Raw genomic sequence first — 25899 nt, forward strand, 5'->3', positions numbered from 1 at the left:
GTTGACCACCCTCACCACTGAAGGGACACCCCGTGCCCCCGCGTCCAGCCACCCCCACCCGCAGAGCGATAGCCGTACTCGCCGTCTCGGGCACCCTCCTCGCCACCCCCACCCTCACCACCCCCACCGCCTTCGCCGCCGGCCCACCCCCCACCGACCTCCGCGTGGACACCAACCGGGACGGCAAGGTCGACGTCACAGGCACCACGGACACCGCGGGCGAGAACGGCTGGACCCTCTCCCGCGGCGCCCTGATGCTCCCCAACATCGACGACGACACCCGCCGTTGCCCGGTCACGGGCCCGAAGGGCAAGCCCCTCACCGACGCCCAGCTGGCCGCCTGCAACGACGCCTCCGACACCAAGGTGAACGGCACCGCGGACGCCGCCGACCTGGCCCGCGTACGGTCCGTACCGCGGAGCGTGCCCGCCGGCGCGCAGGGCACCGTGAAGATCACCGCGGGCGACCGGCAGACCCGCGTGTTCGTCAAGCGCGGCAAGAAGTGGGAGCCGGTCACGGCGAAGACCCGGCTGTCGCGGGCCGAGTTGAAGGCCGGCGTCGAGTTCGGCGTCGAGGCGAAGGACGTCATCCGGGACACGGCGAAGTGGGACGGGACGGCCCGGGTCCGGCTGACGGTGAAGTCCTCCCAGGGCACCACCGCCGACTCGGTCACCCTGCGCGTCGCCCCTCTCCTGACCCACCACCATCTGCAGAACGCCCAGCAGTTGCTGGTCACCAAGGTCACCGGCGGCAACTACGGCAAGCTCAACCGCGCCTTCCGCGAGGGCCTGGACAAGGCGGCCAAGAACGCCGGCATCACCCAGCCGACGGTGAACTTCACCAAGTACGGCGACATCTGGGCGCAGGACTTCGTGGAGCCCGCGTACGTCAGCATGACCGGCTCCAACGGCAAGCGGCAGGCCATGCGGGTCATGCTGCGCTCCGCCCAGCTGGACCGCGAGTCCGGCCGGGAGCTGTTCGAGAAGATGCGCGGCCCGAACATCGGTGCCGTGCAGGTGACGGGCGCCAAGGACTCGGAGGAGTGGACGCTCAACTCCATGGGCAACCTGGAGACCATTCCGCCCTACGCCCACGGCGAGCGTTCGTTCCCGGCGGGCCGGATCATCATGGGCCAGCGCCCGGACCTGGGCTCCAAGCCGGCCAAGGTGATGCGGACGTTCCTCAAGTCCCAGGGGCTGCAGGACCCGCTGTTCCTGGACACGTCCTGGCTGCACGTGGGCCATGTCGACGAGTTCGTGCAGTTCCTGCCCGCCGACACCCCGCGCGGCTGGAAGATCGCGATCGCCGACCCCGAGGCGGGGCTCAAGCTGCTGCGGGACGCGAAGGCCGCCGGTCATGGCGCGAAGCCGATGTTCTCCCTCCCGAACGTCCCCTGGGAGTCCATCTCGGAGGCCCTCGCCTCCAAGAACCTGGTCTCCGACAACAACCTCGCCACGCGCCGCATCGAGGCCAACCTCGCGGTCCTCAAGCGCGAGACGGGCGTGACGGACGCCGAGGTCGTCCGGGTCCCGGCGCTCTACACCCAGGGCCGGGAGATGGTGGGCGAGACCCGGTCCGGCGAGGACGCCAAGACCCGCCTCCCCCGGCTGACCCGCCTCGGCGCGGGCGCCGAACTCCCGGAGGTGGCACGGGAGTACGGCCAGCAGCGCCGTCTGGACGAGGGCCCGGCGTCGAGGGAAGGCATGACCACCGCCTCCCCCGCGGCACCGGCTCCCCCGGTCATGACCAGCGCCTACGTCCCCGGCGCCGTCAACGGCATCGTCCTCAGCCGTACCCACTACCTCGCCCCGCGCCAGTGGGGTCCCGTCATCGGCGGCAAGGACATCTTCACCGAGGCCGTGACGGCCGCGTACAGCGGCGCCGGCATGAAGGTGTCCTACCTGGACGACTGGGAGACGTACCACCTGGGCATGGGCGAGATCCACTGCGGCACCAACACCCTGCGGAACACGTCGGCGGCCTGGTGGACCCGCTGACCCCGGCCACCGCCTGACCTGGCCTCACGTGGCATGACCGCCGCCGCCCCGGAACTCCGGGGCGGCGGCTCTCTCATGCCCGCTCCCGGCCCCGCAGATCCTCCAGGCGTACGAGGGCGTCGTGTGCCGTCTCCCGTTCGCCGTCGGTGAGGGGGACGGCCGCCGCACGCGCCAGCGCGCTCGTCGCCGTCTCCTCGTCCCCGAGCCGGAGGGCCACATCCGCACGCAGCACGAGGAGGTGCAGCAGCAGTACGCCGGGAGGCCGCTCGGCGTCCTGTCCCAGCGCCCGGTCGACGGCCCGGGCCGCGCCCGCCGGGTCGTTCTTCGAGTCCGCCAGCAGGGACGCGAGGTGCAGGGCCCGCGCGAAGGGTTCCTCGGGGGCGGGCCGGTGGCTCTGGTCCTCGCTGGTCGGCTGCCCGACCCGGACGCAGTTGCCGCCCGGGTCGGTCATCAGGAACTGCCGCATGCCGTACGACATGTCCTTCAGCGGCCCGAGACGCGGCAGCCCCCGCGTCGGTATCCGCCCGTAGGTCTCCTTGAGCCCGGCCCGGAACGCCGCGTACAGCCCGTCGACATCGTCCGTGCGCACGTAACAGGTACTGAAGGACTGCTCCGGGTCGTACCGCTTCAGTCCGAAGAACTGCAGCTCGATGCCGTCCCGCACGACCACGGCGTACGGGTTGGGGCTGCGCTGCTGGAAGGCGACCTCGAAGCCGAGGGCCTCGTAGAAGTCGAGGAGATGTGGAAGGCTCTGACAGGGAAGGATCGGAATCGTCTTCTCGCCCATACCCCGACCCTAGTCAAACTTGACCAGAGGGGGCGAGCGATTAAGGACAAGCCGACTCCACGGCGGTCACCGGCCGCTCAGAATCCCAGCTTCCGCAGCTGGCGGGGGTCCCGCTGCCAGTCCTTGGCGACCTTCACATGGAGGTCCAGGAAGACCGGTGTGCCGAGCAGCGCCTCGATCTGCTTGCGGGACTTGATGCCGACCTCCTTCAGGCGCTTGCCCTTGGGGCCGATGATGATGCCCTTCTGGCTGGGGCGCTCGATGTAGACGAAGGCGTGGATGTCGAGGAGGGGCCGGTCGGCGGGGCGGTCCTCGCGCGGCAGCATCTCCTCGACGACGACGGCGATGGAGTGCGGGAGTTCGTCGCGGACGCCCTCCAGGGCCGCCTCACGGATCAGCTCGGCGATCATGACCTGCTCGGGCTCGTCCGTGAGGTCGCCCTCCGGGTAGAGGGCGGGGCCCTCCGGGAGCAGCGGGACGAGCAGATCGGCCAGCAGGTCCACCTGCTTGTCGGCGACCGCCGAGACGGGCACGATCTCGGCCCACTCGAAGCCCAGCTCCTTGCCGAGCTGGTCGATGGCGATCAGCTGCTCGGCGAGCGCCTTGCTGTCCACCAGGTCGGTCTTGGTGACGATCGCGATCTTCGGCGTCTTCTTGATGGACGCCAGTTCCTTCGCGATGAACCGGTCACCCGGGCCGAGCTTCTCGTTCGCCGGCAGGCAGAAGCCGATCACGTCGACCTCGGCCCACGTCGTGCGGACGACGTCGTTGAGACGCTGGCCGAGCAGTGTGCGCGGCTTGTGGAGGCCGGGGGTGTCGACCAGGATCAGCTGGGCGTCCGGCCGGTGCACGATGCCCCGCACCGTGTGCCGCGTGGTCTGCGGCTGGTCCGCCGTGATCGCCACCTTCTGGCCGACCAGAGCGTTCGTGAGGGTGGACTTGCCCGCGTTGGGGCGGCCCACGAAGCAGGCGAAGCCCGCACGGTGGGGGGCCTCGGCCGGCTGCTCGGATGACTGGGTACGCACGCTCATGGCGCCCATTCTCCCTGATCGACAGAGCCCCACCGCACTCGGCACCGAGCGTGAGCTTTCCGAAACCCTCACGCAACGAAACGTCACGGAAACACACCCGTACACGTCCGGAAACGCACGCCGATCACCCTCTGACGAGCCCCCGCACCCGTTGGAGACCATCGTGACCCTTGCCGCACAGGGCATCGACACCGGCGACACCGCCTGGCTGCTCGCCGCCACCGCCCTCGTCCTGCTGATGACCCCGGGCCTGGCCCTGTTCTACGGCGGCATGGTCAGGACGAAGAGCGTCCTCAACATGCTGATGATGAGCTTCGTGTCGATCGCCCTGGTCACGGTCGTCTGGCTGGCCGCCGGCTACTCCCTGGCCTTCGGGGACGACGCCTTCGGCGGTCTCATCGGCGGCCTGGACCACCTCGGGATGGCCGACCTCGGTCCGGCGAGCGTCCACGGCACCGTCCCCACCCTCCTCTTCGCCACCTTCCAGCTGACGTTCGCGGTCATCACGGCCGCGCTGATCAGCGGCGCGATCGCGGACCGCGCCAAGTTCGGGGCCTGGCTGGTCTTCGTCCCGGTGTGGGCGCTGCTCGTATACGTTCCGGTCGCGCACTGGGTGTGGGGGCCGGGCGGCTGGATCCTCGACGATCTCGGCGCCCTCGACTTCGCGGGCGGTCTGCCGGTCGAGATCACCTCGGGCGCCTCCGGACTGGCCCTCTGCCTGGTCCTCGGTCCCCGCCTGGGCTTCAAAAAAGACGCGATGCGGCCGCACAACCTGCCGATGGTCATGCTGGGCGCCGGTCTGCTCTGGTTCGGCTGGTTCGGCTTCAACGCCGGCTCCGCGCTCGGCGCCAACGGGCTGGCCGCCGCCGCGTTCCTCAACACCCTCGCCGCCGGCTGCACCGGTCTGCTCGGCTGGCTCTTCGTCGAGCAGAAGCGCGACGGCCACCCGACGACGCTGGGCGCGGCCTCCGGCGCGGTCGCGGGCCTGGTCGCCATCACCCCGTCCTGCGGCTCGGTCTCGCTGCTCGGCGCGCTGGTCATCGGCCTGGCCGCCGGTGTCGTCTGCTCGTACGCCGTGGGCTGGAAGTTCAGGCTGAACTACGACGACTCCCTCGACGTCGTGGGTGTCCACCTGGTCGGCGGGGTCATCGGCACGGTCCTGATCGGGGTCTTCGCCGTCGAGTCGATGACCGGCGGCGCCGAGGGCCTCCTCTACGGCGGCGGGCTCGCCCAGCTCGGCAGGCAGCTGGTGGCCGTGGTCGCCGTCGGGGCGTACGCGTTCGGCGTCACGTACGGCATCGGGAAGCTGATCGACAAGGTGCTGGGCTTCCGCGCGGAAGAGGACCACGAGCACACCGGCCTGGACCTTACGGTGCACGCCGAGACGGCATACGATCACGGCGTCCTGGGCCATGGCGCCCCGGTCGGCGCGTCCGTCACGTCCTCCGTCCCCTCCTCGCAGAAGGCCAAGGCCTAAGGCATGAAGCTCATCACCGCGATCGTCAAGCCGTACCGCCTCGACGCGGTCAAGACCGCCCTGCAGGAGTCGGGCGTGCACGGTCTGACCGTCAGCGAGGCCAGCGGCTACGGCCGGCAGCGCGGTCACACCGAGGTGTACCGGGGCGCCGAGTACCAGGTCGACCTCGTTCCCAAGGTCCGGATCGAGATCATCGTCGAGGACGCCGACGCGGACGCCGTGATCGAGACGATCGTGAAGGCCGCCCAGACCGGCAAGATCGGCGACGGCAAGGTGTGGGCGCTGCCGGTGGAGACGGTCGTCCGGGTGCGGACAGGCGAGCGGGGGCCCGACGCGCTCTGAGCCGGCGGGATTCCGGCACGCGGAGTTCCGGCATGAGGGGGTGCCGCCTTCGAGGCGGCACCCCCTCACACGTCAACTACCCGCCCGGGTCCGTCAGTCGAAGACGAACGGGCCCGGCGACTGCGGTCCGCTCGCCGTGCAGCTCACGGTGATGCCGAAGACCACCATCTGCAAGGAGCCGCCGTACGCCTCCAGGCTGTCGCCGGGGGCGACGGTGCCCGTGAGCGGGCCCACGACCATGCCGTCACCGGCGGCCAGGGCCGGGTTCTCGGTGCCGGTGAAGGACGTCGTGCCGCCGCTCGCCTTGACGAAGGTGAGCGTGGACTGGATGGAGTCCTCGGCGAGGCCGATCGGGGCGGTGATCTCCTCGGACGAGAGGGTGACCGTGGCGGACGTGCCGCTCTGGGTGGCCGTGAGCGTGGCCACACCGGAACCGCCGATCGTGCAGCTGGCGTTGATGGTCGCGGTCGCGGGGGTGACCGCGAGGGCGGTCGGCGCGAACGCCAGGCCGGTGACGGCCAGTGTTCCGGCGGCGAGCGCCGCGCCGACACCGAGTCGTTTGCGTGTCATCGAGCGAATTCCCTTCCCTGGTACGGGACTTGCACGGGGCCTGGGGACGCCCCGTACGTCCCGGTACGGGCGTTGCCATGTGGGGGCGATGCAATGCGCGGCCGCGCGGCGGAATATGACGGTCCGCCAGGAGAACGGCTCCATTGAGACGTGCGCGGGCTGAGATTGCAAGGCTCTTCCGCCGGTTGCGCCAAGGGTCGGCGAAAGTGGCCGAAGGTGATCGCCGGGGGTGCGGGTCAACGCGCCGGCGGGGTCGGGCCGTTGAGTCGATCTGTCCCGGGCCGCACGGTTTCGCCGGACGCCCGGCTCGGGCGTCCACTCGCGCGGGCATGATTTTCACGCAGCTCGGATGGCTGTTACCGGCCGTAACACTACGCCGGGAGCGTAGATCACTAACCTGTAGGCGTGCTCTCCTACGACGAGTTGACGCCGCCCGAGCGGGAAGTGTGGAACGCGTTTCCGGAGGGGCGGCGGGTGGATCTCCGGACCGGCCGGGACGCGGAGGACCGGGTCGCCGGGGGCGCGGTCTGGGGGCCGGGGCGGACGGTGCGGGCGGCGGCCGTCGCGGCGCTGGCCCTGGGCGCGGGCACCGCACAGCCGGGCGCCCTCCCCTGCCTGCGGCTGGCCGGTGCGCGGATCACCCTCGACCTGCTGGTCCCCATCGGCGGCCTGGGCCAGCGCACCGCCTGGTACTGGGGGGACAGCACCCTCCAGTGGCTGGCCTACACCCTCGTCGCCCTCGGCTGGATCCTGACGACGGCCGTCATCGCGGGGGTGACCCGCACGCTGCAGAAGAACTGACCCCGCGGAGGTCGAGCGAGGCTCAGCCCGCCGTCACCGTCGCCCGCACCGAGCCGTCCGGCCCGGCCAGCAGCACCGGTGTCTCCGGCCCGCCGAGGTCCCGTACGGCCGCCCGGTCCTCGTCGGCGACGGCCTCCGCGTCGGTCACCACGGCCGCCGCCTCAAGGGACTTGGCGCCGGAGGCCACCGCCATGGCCACGGCGGTGCGCAGGGCGCTGAGCCGGAGGGAGTCGAGGGCCACGGTTCCGGCCACGTAGGTACGGCCGTTCTCGTCGCGCACGGCGGCCCCCTCGGGCACCCCGTTCCGGGCCCGCGCGGAACGGGCCAGCGTGACGATCTTGCGGTCCTCGGGATCGAGGTCGGGCGCGCTGCTGTCGGTCATGCCCCGAGCATACGTTTCACGCCCGGTCGAGCCGGAGCCGGTCCGCCCGGGGCAGACCCGCCACGACCAGGTCGTACGAGTCCTCGATCAGCTCCCTGATCAGGGGCTCGGGGAGGTCGCCGGCCAGGGTCACCGTGTTCCAGTGGCGCTTGTTCATGTGATAGCCGGGGGCGATCAGGCCCGGGTGGTCGGCGCGGAGCCGGAGTGCGTCCTCGGGGTCGCACTTGAGGTTGACCTTCAGGGGGCGTTCGTCGATCCAGCTCAGGGCGAACATCTTGCCGAGGACCTTGAAGACGGAGATCTCGGGGCGGAAGGGGAAGTCCTCGACGGCCTCGTTGAAGGAGAGGCAGAAGGCACGCAACTCCTGTGGGGTCACTCGGACTTCGTCTCCTCCTCCGGCGGCCCGGCGGGGCCGATCGGCTCCACCAGCACCGTGACGATCTTGTTCCGGCGGCCGGCCGCGGCCTCCGCCGTCAGGCGCAGCTCGCGCTCGTCCGGCAGGGCGACCACCGAGGAGGCACCGGCGATGGGGACGCGGCCCAGGGCCTTGGCGAGGAGGCCGCCGACGGTCTCCACGTCCTCGTCGTCGTAGGCGTCGAGCCCGTACAGCTCGCCGAGGTCGGTGATGTCGAGGCGGGCGGTGACGCGGTAGCGGTCGTCGCCCAGCTCCTCCACCGGCGGCAGTTCCCGGTCGTACTCGTCGGTGATCTCGCCGACGATCTCCTCCAGGATGTCCTCGATGGTGACGATGCCGGCGGTGCCGCCGTACTCGTCGATGACGACGGCGACGTGGTTGCGCTCCTGCTGCATCTCGCGGAGCAGATCGCCGGCGTTCTTGGTGTCGGGTACGAAGACGGCCGGGCGCATGGCCGTGGAGACCAGTTCGCTCTCGGCGTCCCGGCTGATGTGCGTCTTGCGGGCCAGGTCCTTGAGGTACACGATCCCGACGATGTCGTCCTCGTTCTCGCCCGTGACGGGTATCCGCGAGAACCCGGAGCGCAGGGCGAGGGTGAGGGCCTGCCGGATGGTCTTGTACCGCTCGATGGCGACCAGGTCGGTGCGCGGGACCATCACCTCACGGACGAGGGTGTCGCCCAGCTCGAAGACCGAGTGCACCATCCGGCGTTCCTCGGCCTCGATCAGGGACTCCTTCTCGGCCAGGTCGACCATCGCCCGCAGCTCGGCCTCGGAGGCGAACGGGCCCCGGCGGAAGCCCTTGCCGGGCGTGAGCGCGTTACCGATGAGGATCAGCAGGTTCGGGATCGGGCCCATGATCCGGGCCAGCGGCAGCAGCACGTACGCCGCCGCCGTGGCCGTGTTCAGGGGGTGCTGGCGGCCGATGGTGCGCGGGGAGACGCCGACGGCCACGTAACTCACGAGGACCATCACCCCGATGGCGACGACCAGCGCCTCCCAGGTCGCGTCGAACTGCTTCAGGCAGGCGTACGTGACGAGCGCGGCGGCGGCCATCTCGCAGACCACACGCAACAGCAGCGCGACGTTCAGATAGCGGGTCGGGTCGGCCGAGATCTGGGCGAGGCCCGCGCTGCCGCGCCGCCCGGACCGTACGGCCTCCTCGGCGCGGAAGCTGGAGACGCGCGCGAGGCCCGCCTCCGCGCAGGCGGCGAGCCAGGCGACGACGACCAGGGCGACGGCACCGCCGATCAGGGTCACGCTCATGAAACGGTCGGTGCCGGGGAGGGGCCGGTGAAGCCCTTCTCCGCGCGCCAGCCGTCCACGATGGCGGCCTGCAGACCGAACATCTCGGCCTTCTCGTCCGGCTCCTCGTGGTCGTAGCCGAGCAGGTGCAGCACCCCGTGGACGGTGAGGAGCTGGAGCTCCTCGTCCATGGAGTGCTGCGTGTCGGCTTCCTTGCCCTGCTTCTCGGCGACCTCGGGGCAGAGCACGATGTCACCGAGCAGCCCCTGCGGCGGCTCGTCGTCGTCCTTCGACGGCGGACGCAGCTCGTCCATCGGGAAGGACATGACGTCGGTCGGACCGGGGAGGTCCATCCACTGGATGTGCAGCTGCTCCATGGCGTCCGCGTCCACCACGATCACCGACAGCTCGGAGAGGGGGTGGATGCGCATCCGTGTCAGCGCGTAGCGGGCGATGTCGAGGATCGCCTGCTCGTCGACCTCGGTTCCGGACTCGTTGTTGACGTCGATCGACATGGTGCGGTGTCTGTCTACTTCCCCTTGGGCCCGGACTGCCGGCCCCGGCCGCCACCCTTGTGACCGCCGTTCTCGGTGCCGTGCTCGCTGTCGTACTTCTCGTACGCGTCGACGATACGGCCGACGAGCTTGTGCCGGACGACATCCTGCGACGACAGCCGGGAGAAGTGCACGTCATCGAGCCCCTCCAGGATGTCCTGCACCTGACGCAGCCCGGACTTCGTGCCGTTCGGCAGGTCGACCTGCGTCACATCACCCGTGATCACGATCTTCGAGTCGAACCCGAGCCGGGTGAGGAACATCTTCATCTGCTCGGGCGAGGTGTTCTGCGCCTCGTCGAGAATGATGAAGGCGTCGTTGAGCGTACGGCCGCGCATGTACGCCAGCGGCGCGACCTCGATCGTCCCCGCCGCCATCAGCCGGGGGATCGAGTCGGGGTCGAGCATGTCGTGCAGCGCGTCGTACAGGGGGCGCAGGTAGGGGTCGATCTTCTCGTAGAGGGTGCCGGGGAGGAAGCCCAGGCGTTCGCCGGCCTCGACCGCGGGGCGGGTCAGGATGATGCGGTTGCACTGCTTGGCCTGGAGGGCCTGGACGGCCTTGGCCATGGCGAGGTACGTCTTGCCGGTGCCGGCCGGGCCGATGCCGAAGACGATCGTGTGCTTGTCGATGGCGTCGACGTACCGCTTCTGGTTGAGGGTCTTGGGGCGGATCGTGCGGCCGCGCGAGGACAGGATGTTCTGTGTCAGCACCTCGGCCGGGGTCTCCTGGCCGTCGCTCTTCCCGTTCTCGCTCGCCCTCAGCATGGCGATCGAGCGTTCCACCGCATCCTCCGTCATCGGCTGTCCGGTGCGCAGCACCAGCATCATCTCGTCGAACAGGCGCTGGACGAGAGCGACTTCGGGAGCGTCGCCGACCGCGCTGATCTCATTGCCCCGGACATGGATGTCGACCGCCGGGAAGGCCTTCTCGATCACGCGCAGGAGGGAGTCGCCGGAGCCCAGCACGGTCACCATGGGGTGCGCCGCGGGGACGGTGAACTGCGCTCTCGCCTTGCCCTGCGCGGGGGTGTGAGCTGTGCGTGTCTGAGTCATGGGCCGGCTCTGTAGGCCGCGGGTCCTCCTCTTGGCCGTGGGGCTCGTGTTGCCCTTTTCCAGGGTACGACGCGGGGGTGACAGTGCCGTAGGGCTTTTACGGGGGGAGCTCGGGGGGTGGCTGTGCGTCGCGGGATGCGGGTCGGTGGGGCTTCTCGCGCAGTTCCCCGCGCCCCTGAAAGGCGGGGGCTGCGCCCCCCTGCCTTTCAGCGCCAGGCCGGCGCGCCCGCCGCTCCCGTTGCCGTGCTCTCGATCCTTGTTCGGATCTCGCTCATCACCGTCACGATCTGTCTCTCGTGATCCGGGGTCAGGCGGGTGGCCGGGACCGAGCAGCTGATGGCGTCGGTGGCGGGGGTGTCGGTGCGGAGGGCGAAGCCGAAGCCGATGATGCCCGGGACGCCTTCCTCGCGGTCGACGGCGTAGCCGCGGGCGCGGACAGCGGCGAGGTCGGCGGTGAGGGCGGCGCGGGTGGTGCGGGTGTGCGGGGTGAGCGCCTCGTAGGGGCCCTCGGGGAGGTCCGTGTCGGGGCGTTCGGCGAGGAGGGCCTTGCCGAGAGCGCCGGCGTGGGCGGGCAGGCGGCGGCCGACGCGGCTGATGGTGCGCAGGTACTCGTGGGACTCGCGGGTGGCGAGATAGGCGACGTCCATGCCGTCGAGGCGGGCGAGGTGGATGGTCTCGCCGAGCGCCTCGGACGCCTCGTCGAGGTACGGCCGTACGGCGCGCACGCGCGGGTCGGAGTCCAGATAGCTGGTGCCGGTGAGCAGGGCGCGGATGCCGATGCCGTACAGCGAACCGGTGGTGTCCGTGCGGACCCAGCCGCGGCCGATCAGGGTCTGGAGCAGGGCGTACATCGAGCTGCGCGGGACCCGGAGTTCGTCCGCCAGTTCCTGGAGGCGGGCGGGGCGGTCGCCGCGCGCGGCCAGCAGTTCCAGCAGGTCGACGGTGCGCGCCGCCGACTTCACCTCGCGTACGCCCCCGGCGCCGGCCGTGCCACCTGCGCTTTCCGTCTCCGCCATGCGCCGATCGTAATCGGGGCGGCTCGTCCCCTTGACGCTCCTTGTTCGCCTATCTAACCTCCATCTCCATACATAGATGACGTCTACATAGGGAGATGGCTGGCAGTGAGTCCCGGTACGGACACGGTCCGGCGGCTGCGGCACGGCATGGCGAACGGCGTCCTGTCGTTCCCCCTCACCAGCTTCGGCGCCGACGGCTCCCTCGACCTCGACGGCTTCCGCGCCCACCTCGACGCCCAGGTCGCCACCGGCCCCGGCGCCGTCTTCCCGGCCTGTGGCACCGGGGAGTTCTTCTCGCTGGACGAGGACGAGTACCGGCAGGTCGTGACCGCCGCAGTGGAGGTCACGGCGGGCCGGGTGCCCGTCGTCGCGGGTATCGGCTACGGCTGGGCGCAGGCCGTACGGTTCGCCCGCATCGCCGAGGAGGCCGGCGCCGACGCCCTGCTGGTCCTGCCGCACTACCTGGTCGCCGCCCCGCAGGACGGGCTGGTCCGGCAGCTGGAGGAGATCGCCGCCCGCACCCGGCTGCCGCTGATCGCCTACCAGCGCGGCCAGGTCGCCTTCACCGCCGAGTCCCTGCGCCGGGTCGCCCGAATCCCGAACGTCGTCGGCCTCAAGGACGGCCACAGCGACCTCGACCGCCTCCAGCGCCTCACCCTCGCCGCCCCCGAGGGCTTCCTCTTCTTCAACGGCGCCGCCACCGCCGAGATCCAGGCCCGCGCCTACGCCACCGTCGGCGTCCCCGCCTACTCCTCCGCCGTCCACGCCTTCGCCCCCGAGATCGCCGGCGCCTTCTTCGGCGCGCTGCGGCGCGGCGACGACCCGGCGGTGGAGCGGCTGCTCCGGGAGTTCTACGTCCCCCTCGTCGAGCTGCGCGACCGGCGGCCCGGGTACGCCGTCTCGCTGGTCAAGGCGGCGGCCCGGCTGCGGGGACGCCCCGTCGGCCCCGTACGCGCCCCGCTCACGGACCCCGGCGGGAGTGACCTCGCCGATCTGGAGGCGCTGCTGGCCACGGGTCTCGACCTGGCCGCCGCGCTCGCCCCCGCCGAGTCCCTCACCTCCGCCGTAGGAGCCGCCCTGTGACCGCGACCCGCGATCTGACCGTCACCGAGGTCCGGCTGACCCCGATCCTGGTCGCCGACCCACCGCTGCTGAACACGCAGGGTGTGCACCAGCCGTACACCCCCCGGCTGATCGTGGAGGTGGTGACCGCCGACGGGATCACGGGCGTCGGCGAGACGTACGGCGACACCAAGTACCTGGAGCTGGCCCGCCCGTTCGCGGAGAAGCTGGTGGGTCGTCAAGTCAGTGACCTGAACGGGCTGTTCACCCTCGCCGACGAGGTGGCGGTCGACGGGTCACGGGTCGCCGGGCAGGTCGACGTGGGCGGGCTGCGCGGGGTCCAGACCGCCGACAAGCTGCGGCTGTCGGTGGTCTCGGGGTTCGAGGTCGCCTGTCTCGACGCGCTCGGCAAGGCGCTGGGGCTGCCCGTGCACGCGCTGCTCGGCGGCAAGGTGCGGGACACCGTGGAGTACAGCGCGTACCTCTTCTACAAGTGGGCGGACCATCCGGAGGGTGTCACCGCCGAGAAGGACGACTGGGGCGCGGCCCTGGACCCGGCCGGGGTGGTGGAGCAGGCCCGGAGGTTCAAGGAGCGGTACGGGTTCACGTCGTTCAAGCTGAAGGGGGGTGTCTTCCCGCCGGAGGAGGAGATCGCCGCGATCCGCGCGCTGGCGGAGGCGTTCCCCGGGCATCCGCTGCGGCTGGACCCCAACGGGGCCTGGTCGGTGGAGACTTCGCTGAAGGTCGCGGACGAGTTGGGTGACGTCCTCGAATATCTGGAGGACCCGGCGCTGGGCACGCCCGCGATGGCGGAGGTGGCGGCGCGGACGTCCGTACCGCTCGCCACCAACATGTGCGTGACGACCTTCGCGGAGATCCAGGAGGCCTTCACAAAGGGCGCCGTGCAGGTCGTCCTCTCCGACCACCACTACTGGGGCGGGCTGCGCAACACGCGCGAACTGGCCGCGATCTGCCGGACGTTCGGGGTCGGGGTGTCCATGCACTCCAACACGCATCTGGGGATCAGCCTCGCCGCGATGACCCACGTGGCGTCCACCGTGCCCGATCTGCACCACGCCTGCGACTCCCACTACCCCTGGCAGTCGGAGGACGTCCTCACCACCCGGCTCACCTTCGAGAACGGCGCGGTACGCGTGTCCGACGCGCCCGGCCTCGGCGTCGACCTCGACCGCGACCGGCTGCGGCTCCTCCATCAGCGCTGGCTGGACGACGACGGTTCTTCGAGGGACCGGGACGACGCCGCGGCGATGCGGGTCGCCGACGCGGGGTGGGTGACACCGGGGGTGCCTCGCTGGTAGCGGGTGCGCTGCCGAGTGTGGGTGCGTTGTCGAGTGTGGGTGGGGGTGGGGAAAAGCACGGGGCGCAGCCCCTGCTTTTCAGGGGCGCGGGGAACTGCGCGACCAGCCCCCACGCACCCGCACCCGACAACACACCGAAGCCCCCCACCACCACACTCGCCCCACCCAGCGGAGCGTTGCGGCAGACTGGCTGGATCCGCACCACGCCAGGGAGCACATCGTGACCGCGTTCAAGGGAGAACGTCCGCACCGGCCCCAGGTCGACCCGCTGAGGGACCTGAGAACGGCCGGAGACCCGCCCTGGGACGTCTATCTGACAGGCACCGTCTTCCTCGACATCATCTTCACCGGCCTCGACTCCGCCCCGGTACGCGGAACCGAGTCCTGGGCCCGCGGCATGGGATCGAGCCCCGGCGGCGTGGCGAACATGGCCACGGCCCTGGCCCGGCTCGGCCTGAAAACCTCCCTCGCGGCGGCCTTCGGCGACGACCACTACGGCGAGTACTGCTGGGACGCCCTGGAGCAGGGCGAGGGCATCGACCTCTCCACCTCCCGCACGGTCCTCGACTGGCACTCCCCGGTCACCGTCTCCATGGCGTACGAGGGCGAACGCACGATGGTCTCGCACGGCCACGCGGCGCCCCCGGAGCAGTCCGAGCCGGAGTGCCCGCCCTCCGCCCGCGCCGCCGTCGCCTCGCTCACGCCCGGCGTACGCGCCCCCTGGATCGCGAAGGCGGCCGGCGAGGGCACCCTGATCTTCGCGGACGTCGGCTGGGACGAGACCGGCGCCTGGGATCTGGCCGGGCTCCCCGATCTGGCCCACTGCGAGGCGTTCCTGCCCAACGCGGCCGAGGCGATGCGGTACACCGGCGCCGAGTGCCCCCGGGCCGCCGCCCGCGCCCTCACCGAGCATGTCCCGGTGGCCGTGGTGACGCTGGGCGCGGAGGGCGCGTACGCGGTGGACGGGCGGAGCGGTGAGACGGCGGAGGTGCCGGCCATCGCGGTGGAGGCCCTGGACCCGACGGGTGCGGGTGATGTGTTCGTGGCCGGTTTCGTCACCGGCACGCTGGCGGACTGGCCGCTCGCGGACCGGCTGGCCTTCGCGGGGCTGACGGCGGCGCTGTCGGTGCAGGAGTTCGGGGGGTCGCTGTCGGCGCCCGGCTGGGCCGAGGTCGCCGCGTGGTGGCGGCGGGTGCGGTCGTTGGACCCGGACCGTCAGGATCCCGCCGCGCTGCGTCGGTACGCCTTCCTGGAGGGCCTCCTCCCCAAGGACCACGTCAGCCCGTGGCCCCTGCGCCGTGCCGTCCCGACGATCGGCTTCCGCCGCTCGGCTTGAGCCGGGGCGCCCAATAGCTCGGGGGTGCGGGTTCGTCCGGCGAGTGCGGCTCCGGTGGGGCTTCTCGCGCAGTTCCCCGCGCCCCTTAAGGGCCTCCGGCCCTTTCGGGCCGAAAAAGCATGGGGCGCAGCCCCTGCTTTTCAGGGGCGCGGGGAACTGCGCGAGAAGCCCCACTCACCCGCACCCGCCAACGCACCCCACCCACCCCGAGCCCAACGCGCCTACCCAACCCCGTTCACCCCAAACGCGCCGTGATACAAATTCTCCGCGCGTCCCTGTCCGTCGACAGCCAGCCGCCCAACTCCCCTCATCGAGCTCATTCGAGCCGCACCTTCGCACGTCCAGGAACGCCCGTGTCCCCCCGCACCACCACCCCGCCCTGGCCCCTCGTCGCCCTTTTCACGGCCGGGTATCTCGCCGCCTACCTCCTGCCCACCACGGTCGGCAGACTCGACGCGGCCCTCCCCCTCACCACCACCGGCGCCGGAGCCGTCGGCAGCGCCCTGCTGCTGGGCTCGGCCACGGCCGGCTTCACGCTCGCCGCCCACGTGGAACGCCTCGGCCCCCGCCGCCTCGCCCGCGCCGGCCTGCTGCTCGCCGCAGTCGGCTACGGCACCGCCGCGCTCACCACCGCCCTGCCCGCCGTGGTCACCGGCGCGGTCCTCGGCGGCTTCGGCTCGGGTACGGCGACCGCCGTAGCCGCGACCGGGATCGCCGCGCAGCGCGACCCGCACCGGGTGTCGACGGCGGGCCTGTTGAGCGTCTCGGCGCTGGCCGGCGCGCTGTATCTGACGATCCCCCGGCTCGGCCCCGGCCACGGCCTCCCGCTCGCCGCCCTCGCCCTCACCGCCCTGCTCACCCTCCCGGCGACCACCCGGCTCGCCGCCCCGGTGGCCACCGACCGGGTCGCCCGGGAGCGGGGCCCGTTGCCCCATCTCCGCCACGGCCTGACCCTCGCCGTCACACTCCTGCTGTGGTCCCTGGCGCAGAACTCCCTCTGGGGGGTCAGCGGCCGGATCGGCACCACCCAGGCGGGGCTGTCCGAAGTCACCGTCGGGGCGGTGTTCGCGACGGCGCTCGGCGCGGGCCTGCTCGGGGTCATCGGGGCGAGTGCGCTGGGCGCACGCTTCGGCCGCGCGCTCCCCATAGGGGGCGGCACCGCGCTCATCGCCGGCTGTATCGCGCTCAGCGCCAACGCCACCGACCTGCCGACCTTCGCGACGGGCGAGATCGCCTGGAACGCGCTCTACCCGGTCGTCCTGTCGTATCTCATCGGCCTCGCCGCCTCCCTCGACCCGCGCGGCCGTTGGGCGGTCCTGATCGGCTCCGCGTCCTCACTGGGCACGGCCGCCGGTCCGCTCGTCGGCAGCCTGCTCTCCGCCCACGCCGGCTATCCGGCGATGGGCGCGATCCTCGCCGTGGGCCTCCTCGTCATCGCGGCCCCGATGACCCGGGTCGCCCTGCGCACCCATACGGCCACCACGGAACACGCCCGCTACCAGGAGCAGGCGACCGCCGGGCACGCTGAATACCGCCCGGCGGCCTGAGCCCACTCACCAGTCACCAGTCGCCGGTCACGGGTCACCGGTCACCGGTCACCGGTCACCCGAACTCGTACGCCTCCACCTCCGCGAGATACCGGGCCCGCCGCTCCTCGTCGTGCTCCAGGAAGGAGGCCGTGAAGGAGTTGCGGGCCAGCTCGCGCAGCCGGTCCTCGCTCAGGCCGAGGGTCCGGCGTACGGCGTCGAAGTTGTCGCCGGCGTAGCCGCCGAAGTAGGCCGGGTCGTCGGAGTTGACCGTGCAGAGCAGGCCCGCGTCGAGCATGGCGGGCAGGGGGTGGTCGGCGAGGGTGTCGACGGTCCGCAGCCGTACGTTGGACAGCGGGCACAGGGTCAGCGGCACCCGCTCGCGCACCAGCCGCTCCACGAGCGCCGGGTCCTCCATGCAGCGCAGCCCGTGGTCGACGCGCTCGACCCCGAGGATGTCGAGGGCCTCGGTGATGTACTCCGGCGGGCCCTCCTCCCCGGCGTGCGCGACCCGGCGCAGCCCGAGCGCGGCGGCGGCCTCGTACACCTCGCGGAACTTCACCGGCGGATGCCCGACCTCGGCGGAGTCCAGCCCGATCCCGACGATCCGGTCGAGATACGGCTTCGCGGCCTCCAGGGTGGCCAGGGCCGACTCGGCGGACTCGTCCCGCAGGAAGCAGAGGATCAGCTGGGTGGAGATGCCGTGGGTCTCCTCGCTCCGCCCCAGCGCCCGCCACAGCCCCTCGACGACCGTCCCCATGCCCACGCCCCGGGCGATGTGGGCCTGCGGGTCGAAGAAGATCTCGGCGTGCCGAACGCCCTGGGCGGCGGCGCGGGCGAGATAGGCGTCCGCGAGGTCGGCGAAGTCCTGCTCGGTGCGCAGGACCGCCATCAGCTCGTAGTACAGGTTCAGAAAGGACTGCAGATCCTCGAACTCGTACGCCTTGCGGAGCGCGTCCGTGTCCGCGTACGGCAGCGCGACCCCGTTCCGCGCGGCCAGCGCGAACGCCAGCTCCGGCTCCAGGGTGCCTTCGATGTGCAGGTGCAGTTCAGCTTTGGGGAGGGACATCGAAGCATCGTACGGCGGTCCTGTCGCCCTTCGTAAAACAGCCGCCCTAGCGCCGTTTCGGAAGCGCCACCCTCATCAGGTCCTGGGCCACGGTCAGCTCGCCCTCGAACCCGGCGGCCCGCGCCTGCCGTTCGAACTCGGCGGGTTCGGAGTAGCGCTGGCTGAAGTGGGTGAGCACGAGATGCCGTACGCCGCAGTCACGGGCGACGGAGGCGGCCTGACCGGCCGTCAAATGACCATGGTCGACCGCGAGTTGAACGTCCTCGTCGAGAAAGGTGGACTCGATGACGAGCATGTCGGCCGCGTCGGCGAGGGCGTAGACCCCGTCGCACAGGCGGGTGTCCATGACGAACGCGAACCGCTGGCCGCGCCGCACCTCGCTCACGTCGTCCAGGGAGACACCGCCGATCGCGCCCTCCCGCTGTATGCGTCCGATGTCCGGACCCTTGATCCCGCGCTCGGCGAGCCGCTCGGGCAGCATCCGGCGGCCGTCGGGCTCGACGAGCCGGTAGCCGTAGGACTCGACGGGGTGGGACAGCCTGCGGGAGTCGAGCGTGTAGGCGTCGGTCACGGCCAGCACCGCGCCCTCCCCCTCCACCGGGGCCTCGATCAGCTGGACCGTCTCCCGGTACGCGGTGGCGTACCGCAGCCGGTCGAAGAACCGCTGTCCGGAGCGCGGGTAGTGGGCGGTGACGTCGTGCGGGACCCGGTCGAGGTTGATGCGCTGGATGACTCCGGCGAGCCCCAGCGAGTGATCCCCGTGGAAGTGGGTGACGCACAGCCGGTTCAGGTCGTGCGCGGCGACCCCGGCGCGCAGCATCTGGCGCTGGGTGCCCTCGCCGGGGTCGAAGAGGAGGCCCTCGGCGTCCCAGCGCAGCAGATAGCCGTTGTGGTTGCGGTGCCGGGTCGGGACCTGGCTGGCGGTGCCGAGGACCACCAGTTCACGTACGGACACGGCTGGTCAGCCGGGGGGCCACTGCAGGCCGCGGCCGCCGACGACGTGGGCGTGCGCGTGGAACACGGTCTGGCCGGCGCCGGTGCCGGTGTTGAAGACGATGCGGTAGCTCTCCAGCTTGTCCTCGTCCGCGACGGCCTGGGTCTCGCGGAGGACGTCCGCGGCGAGGTCGGGGGCGGCGGTGGCGAGTGTCGCGGCGTCCGCGTAGTGCGCCTTCGGGATGACCAGGACGTGGGTCGGTGCCTGGGGGTTGATGTCCCTGAACGCGACCGTCGTCTCCGTCTCCCTCACGATCGTCGCGGGCACGTGCCCCGCGACGATCTTGCAGAACAGACAGTCGTCCTGCGGCTCCCCAGCCATGTATTGCCTCCCAGCCACCGGTGATCGCCTACCGGGGCATGCTATCGCCAGGGTGCGTTGTCGGGTGCGGGTCCGGTGGGGCTTCTCGCGCAGTTCCCCGCGCCCCTTAAGGGCCTACGGCCCTTCCGGGCCGAAAAGCACGGGGCGCAGCCCCTGCTTTTCAGGGGCGCGGGGAACTGCGCGACCAGCCCCCACCGGACCCGCACCCGACAACTCACCCCACCCGGCGCTAACCCTCCGGCAGCGGCGGTGCCACCTTCGCCGGCGTCGACTCCAGCCCCTCCAGCGCCAGACGAATCGCCTCGTCCAGCTGGGGATCACGCCCGGCCGCGTGGTCCTGCGGCGCCTGGACGACCTCCACATCGGGATCGACCCCGTGGTTCTCCACGCCCCACCCGTACCCCTCCAGCCAGAACGCGTACTTCGGCTGGGTCACCAGCGTCCCGTCCACCAACCGGTACCGGCTGTCGATCCCGACGACCCCACCCCACGTCCGCGTCCCCACCACCGGCCCGATGCCGAGCGCCTTGATCGCCGCGTTCACGATGTCCCCGTCGGACCCGGAGAACTCGTTGGCGACGGCGACGACGGGCCCCCGGGGCGCGTCGTCGGGATAGCTGGTCGCCCGCATCCCGCGCGGCAGATCCCATCCCACGATCCGCCGGGCCAGCTTCTCCACGACGAGCTGGGAGGTGTGCCCGCCCCGGTTCTCCCGGACGTCCACGACCAGCCCCTCCCGCGCCACCTCGATCCGCAGATCACGGTGGAGCTGGGCCCACCCGGACCCGACCATGTCGGGCACGTGCAGATAGCCGAGCCGCCCGCCGGACTTCTCGTGGACGTACGCCCGCCGGTCCGCGACCCACGCGTGGTACCGCAGCGGCTCCTCGTCGGAGATGGGCACCACCACGGGATGCCGGAGGTCGCCGCCCCCGGCCGGCAGCACGGTCAGTTCGACCGCCTTGCCCGCCGTCCCCACGAGCAGCGGCCCGGGCCCCGCCACGGGATCGACCGGCTGCCCGCCGACGGCGACGATCGCGTCCCCGGCCCGTACGGCCACCCCGGGCGCGGCGAGCGGCGCGTGCGCGTCCGGGTCGGAGGTCTCCGACGGCAGCACCCGGTCGATGCGCCACAGCGGCGATCCCTGCGGGCCGTCCTCGTGCCGGGAGACGTCCGCCCCCAGCAGCCCCTGCCGGCGGTCGCCGGAGCCGCCCCGGCCGCGCGGGGTGACGTAGGCGTGGGACGTGCCCAACTCGCCGTGGACCTCCCAGAGGAGGTCCACGAGGTCGTCGTGGGTGGCGACCCGCTCCAGGACGGGGCGGTAGCGGTCCAGGACGGCGTCCCAGTCGACGCCGCCGAGGTCCGGGCGCCAGAAGTTGTCGCGCATCAGCCGGCCGGTCTCGTCGAACATCTGGCGCCACTCGGCGGCCGGGTCGACGGTCCGCCGTACGCGGGAGAGGTCGACGGTGATGTTGGTGTCGCTCTCGTCGTCGCCCGAGGCGCGCCGGTCGCTGGGGACGACCTTGAGCTTGCCGTCGGTCCACAGCAGGACCCGTTTGCCGTCGCCGCTGACGGAGAAGTGGTCGGCGTCGGAGGCGAGATACTCCAGGCGCCGCTGGGCGAGGTCGTACCGCTCCAGCGAGGTCTTGGGGTCCGGGTCGTCGGGCGTGGCCCGGGAGTGGCCGAGGACGCCGGTGACCGGGTGGCGCAGCCAGAGCACACCGTCCTTGGCGGCCCGGAGCGTGGAGTAGCGGGCGGCCTCGACCGGGAAGGGGACGATCCGGTCGGCGAGCCCTTCGAGGTCGATCCGGGTCGCGGGGGCGCCCTCGCTGTCCGGGGTCTCGTCCTTGTCGGGCGCCTCGAACGGGCGGCCGTGCCGCTGCGGTCCGAAGGGGGACGGGGTGGTCGCGGCGAGCGTGATGAGGTGCGGGCGGGCGCCGCTGACGAAGTGGAGGTCGAAGACGTGTTCGTCGTAGACCGGGTCGAAGGCGCGCGCGGAGAGGAACGCGAGGTGTTTGCCGTCGAGGGTGAACGTCGGCGAGAAGTCCTGGAAGCGGAGCGGGGTCGCCTCGGTGACGGACAGGTCGGCGGTGTTGGCGAGCTTGAGCTGACGCAGCGGGCGCGCCCCGGGGTGCGACCAGGCGAGCCAGGCGGAGTCGGGCGAGAAGGCGAGGCCGGAGACCTCGCCGTCCTCGCTGCGGTCGACCTCCCGTACCTCGCCGGTCTCGCGCTCGACGAGCAGCACCCGGCCGTCGTGCGCGGCGACGGCGACCCGGCTGCCGTCGGGGGCCATGGCAAGTCCGAGGACGCGGCCCAGCTGTCCGGCGGCGAGCCGGCGCGGGGTGGCGCCGGGGCCGACGCCGGTCGACGGCGCGAACTCCAGCGCGTCGTCGCCCTCCGCGTCCGTCACCCACACCACCCACTCCTCGCCGTCCACCCGGAAGGTGCGCGGCAGCCGGGCCCGTACGCCGTCCTCGGCGGCGAGCGCGCGGGCGGGGCCGGAGCGGTGGGTGATCCAGTGGATCGAGCCGCGTACGGAGACGGCGCTGCCCCGGGCCGTGTGGTCGGGCGAGGCGGAGCCGAACCAGCGGGAGGCGTTCACCGGGAAGGGCTGGAGGTCGGCGCGCTGTCCGCCGAGCCGGATGTCCAGCCTGCGCGGCTCGGCGCCGTCCAGGTCGTCCAGCAGCCACAGTTCACCGGCGGAGGCGTACACGACGCGGGTGCCGTCGGTGGCCGCGTGCCGGGCGTAGAAGCCTTCGGTCGGGGTGTGGCGGCGCAGGTCGGAGCCGTCGGCGAGGGAGGAGTACAGCGCGCCGACGCCCTCGTGGTCGGAGAGGAACGCGATCCGGTCGCCGACCCAGAGCGGATACTCGATGTTCCCGTCCAACTCGGCGTGCAGCCGCGCGAATTCCCCGGTGCCGTCGTGGTCGGCGTCGGCCCGGTCGATCCACAGCTTGCCCGCCGTGCCGCCCCGGTACCGCTTCCACCAGGCGGCCTCGCGGCCCATGGGGGCGGACAGCAGCACGGTGGCGGGCCCGTGGGCGACATCACCGACCGGCCCGTACGGCAGGGTGGTGGCCGGGCCGCCGTCGAGCGGGATCGCCCGCGCCCAGCTGCGCCGGAGGCTGGCCTGGCCGTGGGTGCTGAGCGCGAGGACCTGGCCGTCGGGCGTCCAGCCGCGCACCTGGGTGCGCCAACTCCCCCAGTACGTCAGGCGCTTGGCGGAACCGCCGTCGACGGGCGCGATATGCACCTCGGGGGCGCCGTCCCGGGTGGAGGTCCACGCGACGGTGGTGCCGTCCGGGGAGATCCGGGGATGGTTCACGGGCACGTTGTCCGCGCTGACCCGCCAGGCACGGCCGCCGTCCAGAGGCGCGACCCACACGTCGTCCTCGGCGGTGAAGGCGACCAGGTCGCCGTGCAGGTGCGGATACCGGAAATACGCGAGCTGAGTCACCCGGTCACTGTAAGCAGCGTTTCGGTCCGATGGGGAGGGGTTTGGATCATGTCCCCCGTGCCGGGCCCCACTTGCTCCGTGCCGGGCCTCACTTGCCCTCGGGTACGCAGGCCGGGTCCTTCTGGCACCAGATGGTCTGGGTGACGGTGACCGTCACGGTCGGTCCCGGCTGACCGGGCCCGCCCGGCGGGTCGGACTCGGGGGCGTCGCAGTTGCCCAGCCCCTCGACGTGGAACCACTCCTTGCCGCCGACCTTCGCGGTCAGATCACCGCGTACGCACCGGCCGTTGACCTCTTTGGTCACCTTCCCGGTGACGGTGATCTTCCGGCCTTCCTTGTCCTCGCCCTGGCAGTCGACGTTCGCGACGGTGGCGACGGACGCGGACGGCCCCTCCGACTTCTCGCCGTCCCCGCCCCCGTCGCCGTCGTACGACGCCGTGCAGGTGAGCCACTGGACGTCGAGGCCCTCCCGCTCCAGTTCCTTGGTGGCGAGTTGGTCCGTGGTGAACGCGACCGCGCCGGTGTTGAGTGCGCCGCCCTCGCAGGCCACCAGGCCGGCGACCGCGCCGATGCCGAGCCCGACTCCCAGCAGGAGCCGGCGCCCGCCGGCCCGGTACGCCCTGATCCGCCTCCATGCCCCCATGCACGGCAGCCTGCCACCGCCCGCCGCGCCGGGGAAGACCGCATGCGGCCATGCTGCCGGGACCGGTGGACGCGGGCGGCGGACGTCAGCCGCCCATCAGCAGCCATTCCTGCAGCTCCACCAAGTTCCCCTCGGGATCCTTGAGATGGGCCACCCGCATGCGGTCGGTCATCAGTGCGGGTCCGTGGAGGAGGGTGGCGCCGCGCTCCACGATCCCTTCGCAGTAGGCGTCCAGATCGTCGACCCGCAGCACGACCAGCGACCGGTGCCCGTTGGCCGCGCCTGCCAGCTCCCCGAGCACCTCGGCCATCATCGCCCGGTCCTGCAGGGCGATCCCCGCGGACCCGACTGCTGGGCTGAACTTCTCGTACGGCCCGTCGACCGCCCCGGACTGCGGTTTCAGTCCGAGGACATCGGCGTAGAAGCGGTAACACGCGGCGAAGTCGGAGACGAGCAGCCTTACTTGGGCGAGTTCCACGATGCTCCCAGGGTCGGGGAAGCCGGTCGGGACCGGGGCGGTCAGGACCAGCGTCCGGTGCGGCCCAGCAACAGCGCCCCGGCCGCCGTCCCGGCGGTCGAGGTACGCAGCACGCTGGGCCCGAGTCGATACGCCCCCGCGCCCGCCTCGCCGAAGAGCGCCAGCTCCTCCGGCGACACGCCCCCCTCGGGCCCCACGACGAGCACGATCTCCCCGGCCGCCGGCAGCTCGGCCGTGGCCAGGGTCTCGTCACCGCTCTCGTGCAGGACGGCGGCGAAGTCGGCCTTCGCCAGCAGCGCCGCGACCTGCTTGCCGGTGGCCACCTCGGCGATCTCGGGGAACCGGACCCGGCGGGACTGCTTGCCCGCCTCCCGTGCGGTGGCCCGCCACTTGGCGAGGGCCTTCAGTCCCCGGTCGCCCTTCCACTGGGTGATGCAGCGGGCGGCGGCCCAGGGCACGATCGCGTCGACGCCGACCTCGGTCATGGTCTCGACGGCCAGTTCGCCCCGGTCGCCCTTGGGCAGCGCCTGGACGACGGTGATCCGGGGCTCGGCCGGGGCCTCCTCGTGCACGGTCTCCAGGTCCATGACCACGAGCCGGTCCTTGCCCTCGGCCGCCTTGACGATCCCCTCCGCCCAGCGTCCGCGCCCGTCGGTCAGGACCACGTCCTCACCGGCCCGCAACCGCTTCACGGAGACGGCATGCCGCCCCTCGGGCCCGCCGAGCACCAGCTCGCCGCCACAGCCGTCAGGCAGGTCCAACGAGTCGACCACGAACACGGGTGCAGTCATCGCCCCTCACTCCCGGCCCGAGCACCGGCCTGACCGGCCTGGCCGCCACCCTGGCTGCCGACCTGGGCGGAGGCCTGCGCCGCCTGCGCGGTGGTGATCTCGGTGGCCAGCAGTTCGACCAGTTCCCCGGCGGACAGCTCGCGGGCCATCCGGTGGCCCTGCCCGGCCCACAGCGCCATGCCCTGGGCGTCCCCGGCTTTGGCGGCGGCCTTGCGCAGCGGCGAGGTGAGGTGGTGGACCTCGGGGTAGGCGACGGGCGCGTACGGGCCGTGCTCGCGCAGGAACCGGTTGACCAGCCCGCGGGCCGGGCGCCCGGAGAAGGCGCGGGTCAGCTCGGTGCGGACGAAGAGGGGGTCGGTGAGCGCCTGCTTGTGCACGGCGTGCGCGCCGGACTCGGCGGTGGCGAGGAACGCCGTGCCGAGCTGGGCCGCGCTCACACCCGCGGTGAGGAGGGCGGCGATCTGGCCGCCGCGCATGATGCCGCCGGCCGCGACCATCGGCAGGGCCACGGCCTCCCGGACCTGGGCGACGAGCGAGAGCAGGCCGACACCAGCACGGTCCCGCTCGGGGTCGTCCCGGTGGGTGCCCTGGTGGCCGCCCGCCTCCACGCCCTGCACGATCACGGCGTGGGCCCCGGACCGCTCCACGGCCTGGGCCTCCTCCGCCGAGGTCGCGGTGACCAGGGTGAGGGTGCCCTTGCGGGCGAGGGACTCGATGACCTCGGGGGTCGGGCAGCCGAAGTGGAACGACACCACGGGCACCGGGTTGTCGAGCAGCACGGCGAGCTTGGCCTCGTAGCCGTCGTCACGCCCGCTGTCGGGATCGCCCAGCTCGGCGTCGTACCAGGTGGCCTCCCCGGCGAGCTGCTCCGCGTACACCTCGACGGCGGCGGGCTCGGCGTACTCGGGCTGCGGCATGAAGAGGTTCACGCCGAACGGGCGGGACGTCAGCGCCCGGAGCGCCTTGATCTCCTGGTACATCCCGTCGGCGGTCTTGTACCCGGCGGCGAGGAACCCCAGCCCGCCCGCCTCGGACACGGCGGCGGCCAACCGCGGCACGGAGACACCGCCCGCCATGGGGGCCTGCACGATCGGGAGCGGGACGAGATCGGTCAGTGCGGAGGACATGACGGCATGGTGCCATGCCCTCCGGGTGTAGCCGAATCGGGTACGGACGGTTGTTCGGGTGCGGGTGCGTCGTGGCTGGTCGCGCAGTTCCCCGCGCCCCTCAAAAAG

At 72.0% G+C, this 25899-nt stretch carries 25 protein-coding genes; 8 read left to right on the forward strand and 17 right to left on the reverse strand.

The genetic code is table 11. From position 1 onward, the window contains the following. The first annotated feature begins 32 nt into the window (after positions 1 to 32). On the forward strand, positions 33 to 1997 hold the full coding sequence (locus ACZ7MG_RS16630) for a protein-arginine deiminase domain-containing protein (protein WP_471380009.1): 1965 nt from the start codon (positions 33 to 35) through the stop codon (positions 1995 to 1997). A gap of 73 nt (positions 1998 to 2070) precedes the next feature. Here ACZ7MG_RS16630 and ACZ7MG_RS16635 read toward each other — a convergent pair whose 3' ends face one another. Beyond that, positions 2071 to 2784 (reverse strand): bleomycin resistance protein, encoded by a 714-nt coding sequence (locus ACZ7MG_RS16635; protein ID WP_471380008.1) that lies wholly within the window; start codon positions 2782 to 2784, stop codon positions 2071 to 2073. A gap of 77 nt (positions 2785 to 2861) precedes the next feature. Next, on the reverse strand, positions 2862 to 3824 hold the full coding sequence (gene era / locus ACZ7MG_RS16640) for a GTPase Era (RefSeq protein WP_179203269.1): 963 nt from the start codon (positions 3822 to 3824) through the stop codon (positions 2862 to 2864). Positions 3825 to 3978: 154 nt separating this feature from the next. Here era and ACZ7MG_RS16645 point away from each other — a divergent pair, with 154 nt between their 5' ends. Beyond that, positions 3979 to 5292, forward strand: coding sequence for an ammonium transporter (locus ACZ7MG_RS16645; RefSeq protein ID WP_471380005.1), 1314 nt, complete (start codon positions 3979 to 3981; stop codon positions 5290 to 5292). Positions 5293 to 5295: 3 nt separating this feature from the next. Then, positions 5296 to 5634 (forward strand): P-II family nitrogen regulator, encoded by a 339-nt coding sequence (locus ACZ7MG_RS16650; RefSeq protein WP_471380004.1) that lies wholly within the window; start codon positions 5296 to 5298, stop codon positions 5632 to 5634. A 93-nt stretch (positions 5635 to 5727) separates the two neighbouring features. Here ACZ7MG_RS16650 and ACZ7MG_RS16655 read toward each other — a convergent pair whose 3' ends face one another. Then, on the reverse strand, positions 5728 to 6204 hold the full coding sequence (locus ACZ7MG_RS16655) for a hypothetical protein (RefSeq protein WP_471380003.1): 477 nt from the start codon (positions 6202 to 6204) through the stop codon (positions 5728 to 5730). 405 nt (positions 6205 to 6609) lie between these two features. Here ACZ7MG_RS16655 and ACZ7MG_RS16660 point away from each other — a divergent pair, with 405 nt between their 5' ends. Continuing rightward, positions 6610 to 7005 (forward strand): hypothetical protein, encoded by a 396-nt coding sequence (locus ACZ7MG_RS16660; RefSeq protein WP_471380002.1) that lies wholly within the window; start codon positions 6610 to 6612, stop codon positions 7003 to 7005. A 22-nt stretch (positions 7006 to 7027) separates the two neighbouring features. On the opposite strand, the gene ACZ7MG_RS16665 is transcribed toward ACZ7MG_RS16660, so the two are convergent. From ACZ7MG_RS16665 to ACZ7MG_RS16690, 6 genes are all read right to left on the reverse strand, one after another. Continuing rightward, the gene (locus ACZ7MG_RS16665; RefSeq protein WP_471380001.1) at positions 7028 to 7387 is read right to left on the reverse strand and encodes a cytidine deaminase; all 360 of its coding nucleotides are present in this window, start codon (positions 7385 to 7387) and stop codon (positions 7028 to 7030) included. A 16-nt stretch (positions 7388 to 7403) separates the two neighbouring features. Next, the gene (locus ACZ7MG_RS16670) at positions 7404 to 7763 is read right to left on the reverse strand and encodes an MmcQ/YjbR family DNA-binding protein (RefSeq protein WP_471380000.1); all 360 of its coding nucleotides are present in this window, start codon (positions 7761 to 7763) and stop codon (positions 7404 to 7406) included. Continuing rightward, the gene (locus ACZ7MG_RS16675; RefSeq protein ID WP_471379998.1) at positions 7760 to 9067 is read right to left on the reverse strand and encodes a hemolysin family protein; all 1308 of its coding nucleotides are present in this window, start codon (positions 9065 to 9067) and stop codon (positions 7760 to 7762) included. The genes ACZ7MG_RS16670 and ACZ7MG_RS16675 overlap by 4 nt, the downstream gene beginning before the upstream one ends. Next, positions 9064 to 9561 carry an rRNA maturation RNase YbeY gene (gene ybeY / locus ACZ7MG_RS16680; RefSeq protein ID WP_033530060.1) on the reverse strand — a complete coding sequence of 166 codons (498 nt, stop codon included), beginning with the start codon at positions 9559 to 9561 and terminating at the stop codon, positions 9064 to 9066. Before ybeY ends, ACZ7MG_RS16675 begins: the two co-directional genes overlap by 4 nt. Positions 9562 to 9575: 14 nt before the next feature. Beyond that, on the reverse strand, positions 9576 to 10652 hold the full coding sequence (locus ACZ7MG_RS16685; protein WP_471379997.1) for a PhoH family protein: 1077 nt from the start codon (positions 10650 to 10652) through the stop codon (positions 9576 to 9578). Between the two features lie 206 nt (positions 10653 to 10858). Beyond that, positions 10859 to 11668 (reverse strand): IclR family transcriptional regulator, encoded by an 810-nt coding sequence (locus ACZ7MG_RS16690; RefSeq protein ID WP_471379996.1) that lies wholly within the window; start codon positions 11666 to 11668, stop codon positions 10859 to 10861. Positions 11669 to 11815: 147 nt separating this feature from the next. Between ACZ7MG_RS16690 and ACZ7MG_RS16695 the strand changes: the two genes are divergently transcribed. The 4 genes from ACZ7MG_RS16695 to ACZ7MG_RS16710 all read left to right on the forward strand — a co-directional run bounded on the left by ACZ7MG_RS16695 (position 11816) and on the right by ACZ7MG_RS16710 (position 16932). Further along, entirely contained in the window at positions 11816 to 12751 is a 936-nt protein-coding gene (locus ACZ7MG_RS16695) for a 5-dehydro-4-deoxyglucarate dehydratase (protein WP_471380542.1), read from the forward strand. Beyond that, a complete protein-coding gene (locus ACZ7MG_RS16700) occupies positions 12748 to 14049 on the forward strand; it encodes a glucarate dehydratase family protein (protein ID WP_471379994.1) in 1302 nt (433 codons plus the stop codon). Before ACZ7MG_RS16695 ends, ACZ7MG_RS16700 begins: the two co-directional genes overlap by 4 nt. A gap of 220 nt (positions 14050 to 14269) precedes the next feature. Further along, positions 14270 to 15385 (forward strand): carbohydrate kinase family protein, encoded by a 1116-nt coding sequence (locus ACZ7MG_RS16705; protein WP_471379993.1) that lies wholly within the window; start codon positions 14270 to 14272, stop codon positions 15383 to 15385. Between the two features lie 353 nt (positions 15386 to 15738). Beyond that, entirely contained in the window at positions 15739 to 16932 is a 1194-nt protein-coding gene (locus ACZ7MG_RS16710; protein WP_471379991.1) for an MFS transporter, read from the forward strand. A gap of 55 nt (positions 16933 to 16987) precedes the next feature. Here ACZ7MG_RS16710 and ACZ7MG_RS16715 read toward each other — a convergent pair whose 3' ends face one another. The 8 genes from ACZ7MG_RS16715 to ACZ7MG_RS16750 form a co-directional block, all read right to left on the reverse strand. Next, the gene (locus ACZ7MG_RS16715) at positions 16988 to 17980 is read right to left on the reverse strand and encodes an adenosine deaminase (RefSeq protein WP_471379989.1); all 993 of its coding nucleotides are present in this window, start codon (positions 17978 to 17980) and stop codon (positions 16988 to 16990) included. A 46-nt stretch (positions 17981 to 18026) separates the two neighbouring features. Beyond that, the gene (locus tag ACZ7MG_RS16720; RefSeq protein WP_471379988.1) at positions 18027 to 18935 is read right to left on the reverse strand and encodes a ribonuclease Z; all 909 of its coding nucleotides are present in this window, start codon (positions 18933 to 18935) and stop codon (positions 18027 to 18029) included. Between the two features lie 6 nt (positions 18936 to 18941). Continuing rightward, positions 18942 to 19295 carry a histidine triad nucleotide-binding protein gene (locus tag ACZ7MG_RS16725; RefSeq protein ID WP_220648838.1) on the reverse strand — a complete coding sequence of 118 codons (354 nt, stop codon included), beginning with the start codon at positions 19293 to 19295 and terminating at the stop codon, positions 18942 to 18944. Positions 19296 to 19524: 229 nt separating this feature from the next. Then, entirely contained in the window at positions 19525 to 22752 is a 3228-nt protein-coding gene (locus ACZ7MG_RS16730) for a S41 family peptidase (RefSeq protein ID WP_471379986.1), read from the reverse strand. Positions 22753 to 22840: 88 nt separating this feature from the next. Further along, complete coding sequence (locus ACZ7MG_RS16735) at positions 22841 to 23395, reverse strand: hypothetical protein (protein ID WP_471379985.1); 555 nt, start codon at positions 23393 to 23395, stop codon at positions 22841 to 22843. Between the two features lie 85 nt (positions 23396 to 23480). Continuing rightward, positions 23481 to 23873, reverse strand: a complete 393-nt coding sequence (locus tag ACZ7MG_RS16740; protein WP_471379984.1) for a VOC family protein — start codon at positions 23871 to 23873, stop codon at positions 23481 to 23483. A gap of 41 nt (positions 23874 to 23914) precedes the next feature. Beyond that, positions 23915 to 24664 carry a 16S rRNA (uracil(1498)-N(3))-methyltransferase gene (locus ACZ7MG_RS16745; RefSeq protein ID WP_471379983.1) on the reverse strand — a complete coding sequence of 250 codons (750 nt, stop codon included), beginning with the start codon at positions 24662 to 24664 and terminating at the stop codon, positions 23915 to 23917. Continuing rightward, a complete protein-coding gene (locus ACZ7MG_RS16750) occupies positions 24661 to 25791 on the reverse strand; it encodes a nitronate monooxygenase (protein ID WP_471379981.1) in 1131 nt (376 codons plus the stop codon). Before ACZ7MG_RS16750 ends, ACZ7MG_RS16745 begins: the two co-directional genes overlap by 4 nt. Positions 25792 to 25899: the final 108 nt, after the last annotated feature.

This window comes from Streptomyces sp. NPDC107538, from assembly GCF_055657445.1.

Coding starts and splice junctions, on each gene's coding strand:
- ACZ7MG_RS16685 (WP_471379997.1), bottom strand. CDS start 10,652: ATGACTCAGACACGCACAGCTCACACCCCCGCGCAGGGCAAGGCGAGA.
- ACZ7MG_RS16735 (WP_471379985.1), bottom strand. CDS start 23,395: ATGGGGGCATGGAGGCGGATCAGGGCGTACCGGGCCGGCGGGCGCCGG.
- ACZ7MG_RS16745 (WP_471379983.1), bottom strand. CDS start 24,664: ATGACTGCACCCGTGTTCGTGGTCGACTCGTTGGACCTGCCTGACGGC.
- ACZ7MG_RS16635 (WP_471380008.1), bottom strand. CDS start 2,784: ATGGGCGAGAAGACGATTCCGATCCTTCCCTGTCAGAGCCTTCCACAT.
- ACZ7MG_RS16655 (WP_471380003.1), bottom strand. CDS start 6,204: ATGACACGCAAACGACTCGGTGTCGGCGCGGCGCTCGCCGCCGGAACA.
- era (WP_179203269.1), bottom strand. CDS start 3,824: ATGGGCGCCATGAGCGTGCGTACCCAGTCATCCGAGCAGCCGGCCGAG.
- ACZ7MG_RS16750 (WP_471379981.1), bottom strand. CDS start 25,791: ATGTCCTCCGCACTGACCGATCTCGTCCCGCTCCCGATCGTGCAGGCC.
- ACZ7MG_RS16650 (WP_471380004.1), top strand. CDS start 5,296: ATGAAGCTCATCACCGCGATCGTCAAGCCGTACCGCCTCGACGCGGTC.
- ACZ7MG_RS16725 (WP_220648838.1), bottom strand. CDS start 19,295: ATGGCTGGGGAGCCGCAGGACGACTGTCTGTTCTGCAAGATCGTCGCG.
- ybeY (WP_033530060.1), bottom strand. CDS start 9,561: ATGTCGATCGACGTCAACAACGAGTCCGGAACCGAGGTCGACGAGCAG.
- ACZ7MG_RS16690 (WP_471379996.1), bottom strand. CDS start 11,668: ATGGCGGAGACGGAAAGCGCAGGTGGCACGGCCGGCGCCGGGGGCGTA.
- ACZ7MG_RS16715 (WP_471379989.1), bottom strand. CDS start 17,980: ATGTCCCTCCCCAAAGCTGAACTGCACCTGCACATCGAAGGCACCCTG.
- ACZ7MG_RS16695 (WP_471380542.1), top strand. CDS start 11,816: ATGGCGAACGGCGTCCTGTCGTTCCCCCTCACCAGCTTCGGCGCCGAC.
- ACZ7MG_RS16665 (WP_471380001.1), bottom strand. CDS start 7,387: ATGACCGACAGCAGCGCGCCCGACCTCGATCCCGAGGACCGCAAGATC.
- ACZ7MG_RS16675 (WP_471379998.1), bottom strand. CDS start 9,067: ATGAGCGTGACCCTGATCGGCGGTGCCGTCGCCCTGGTCGTCGTCGCC.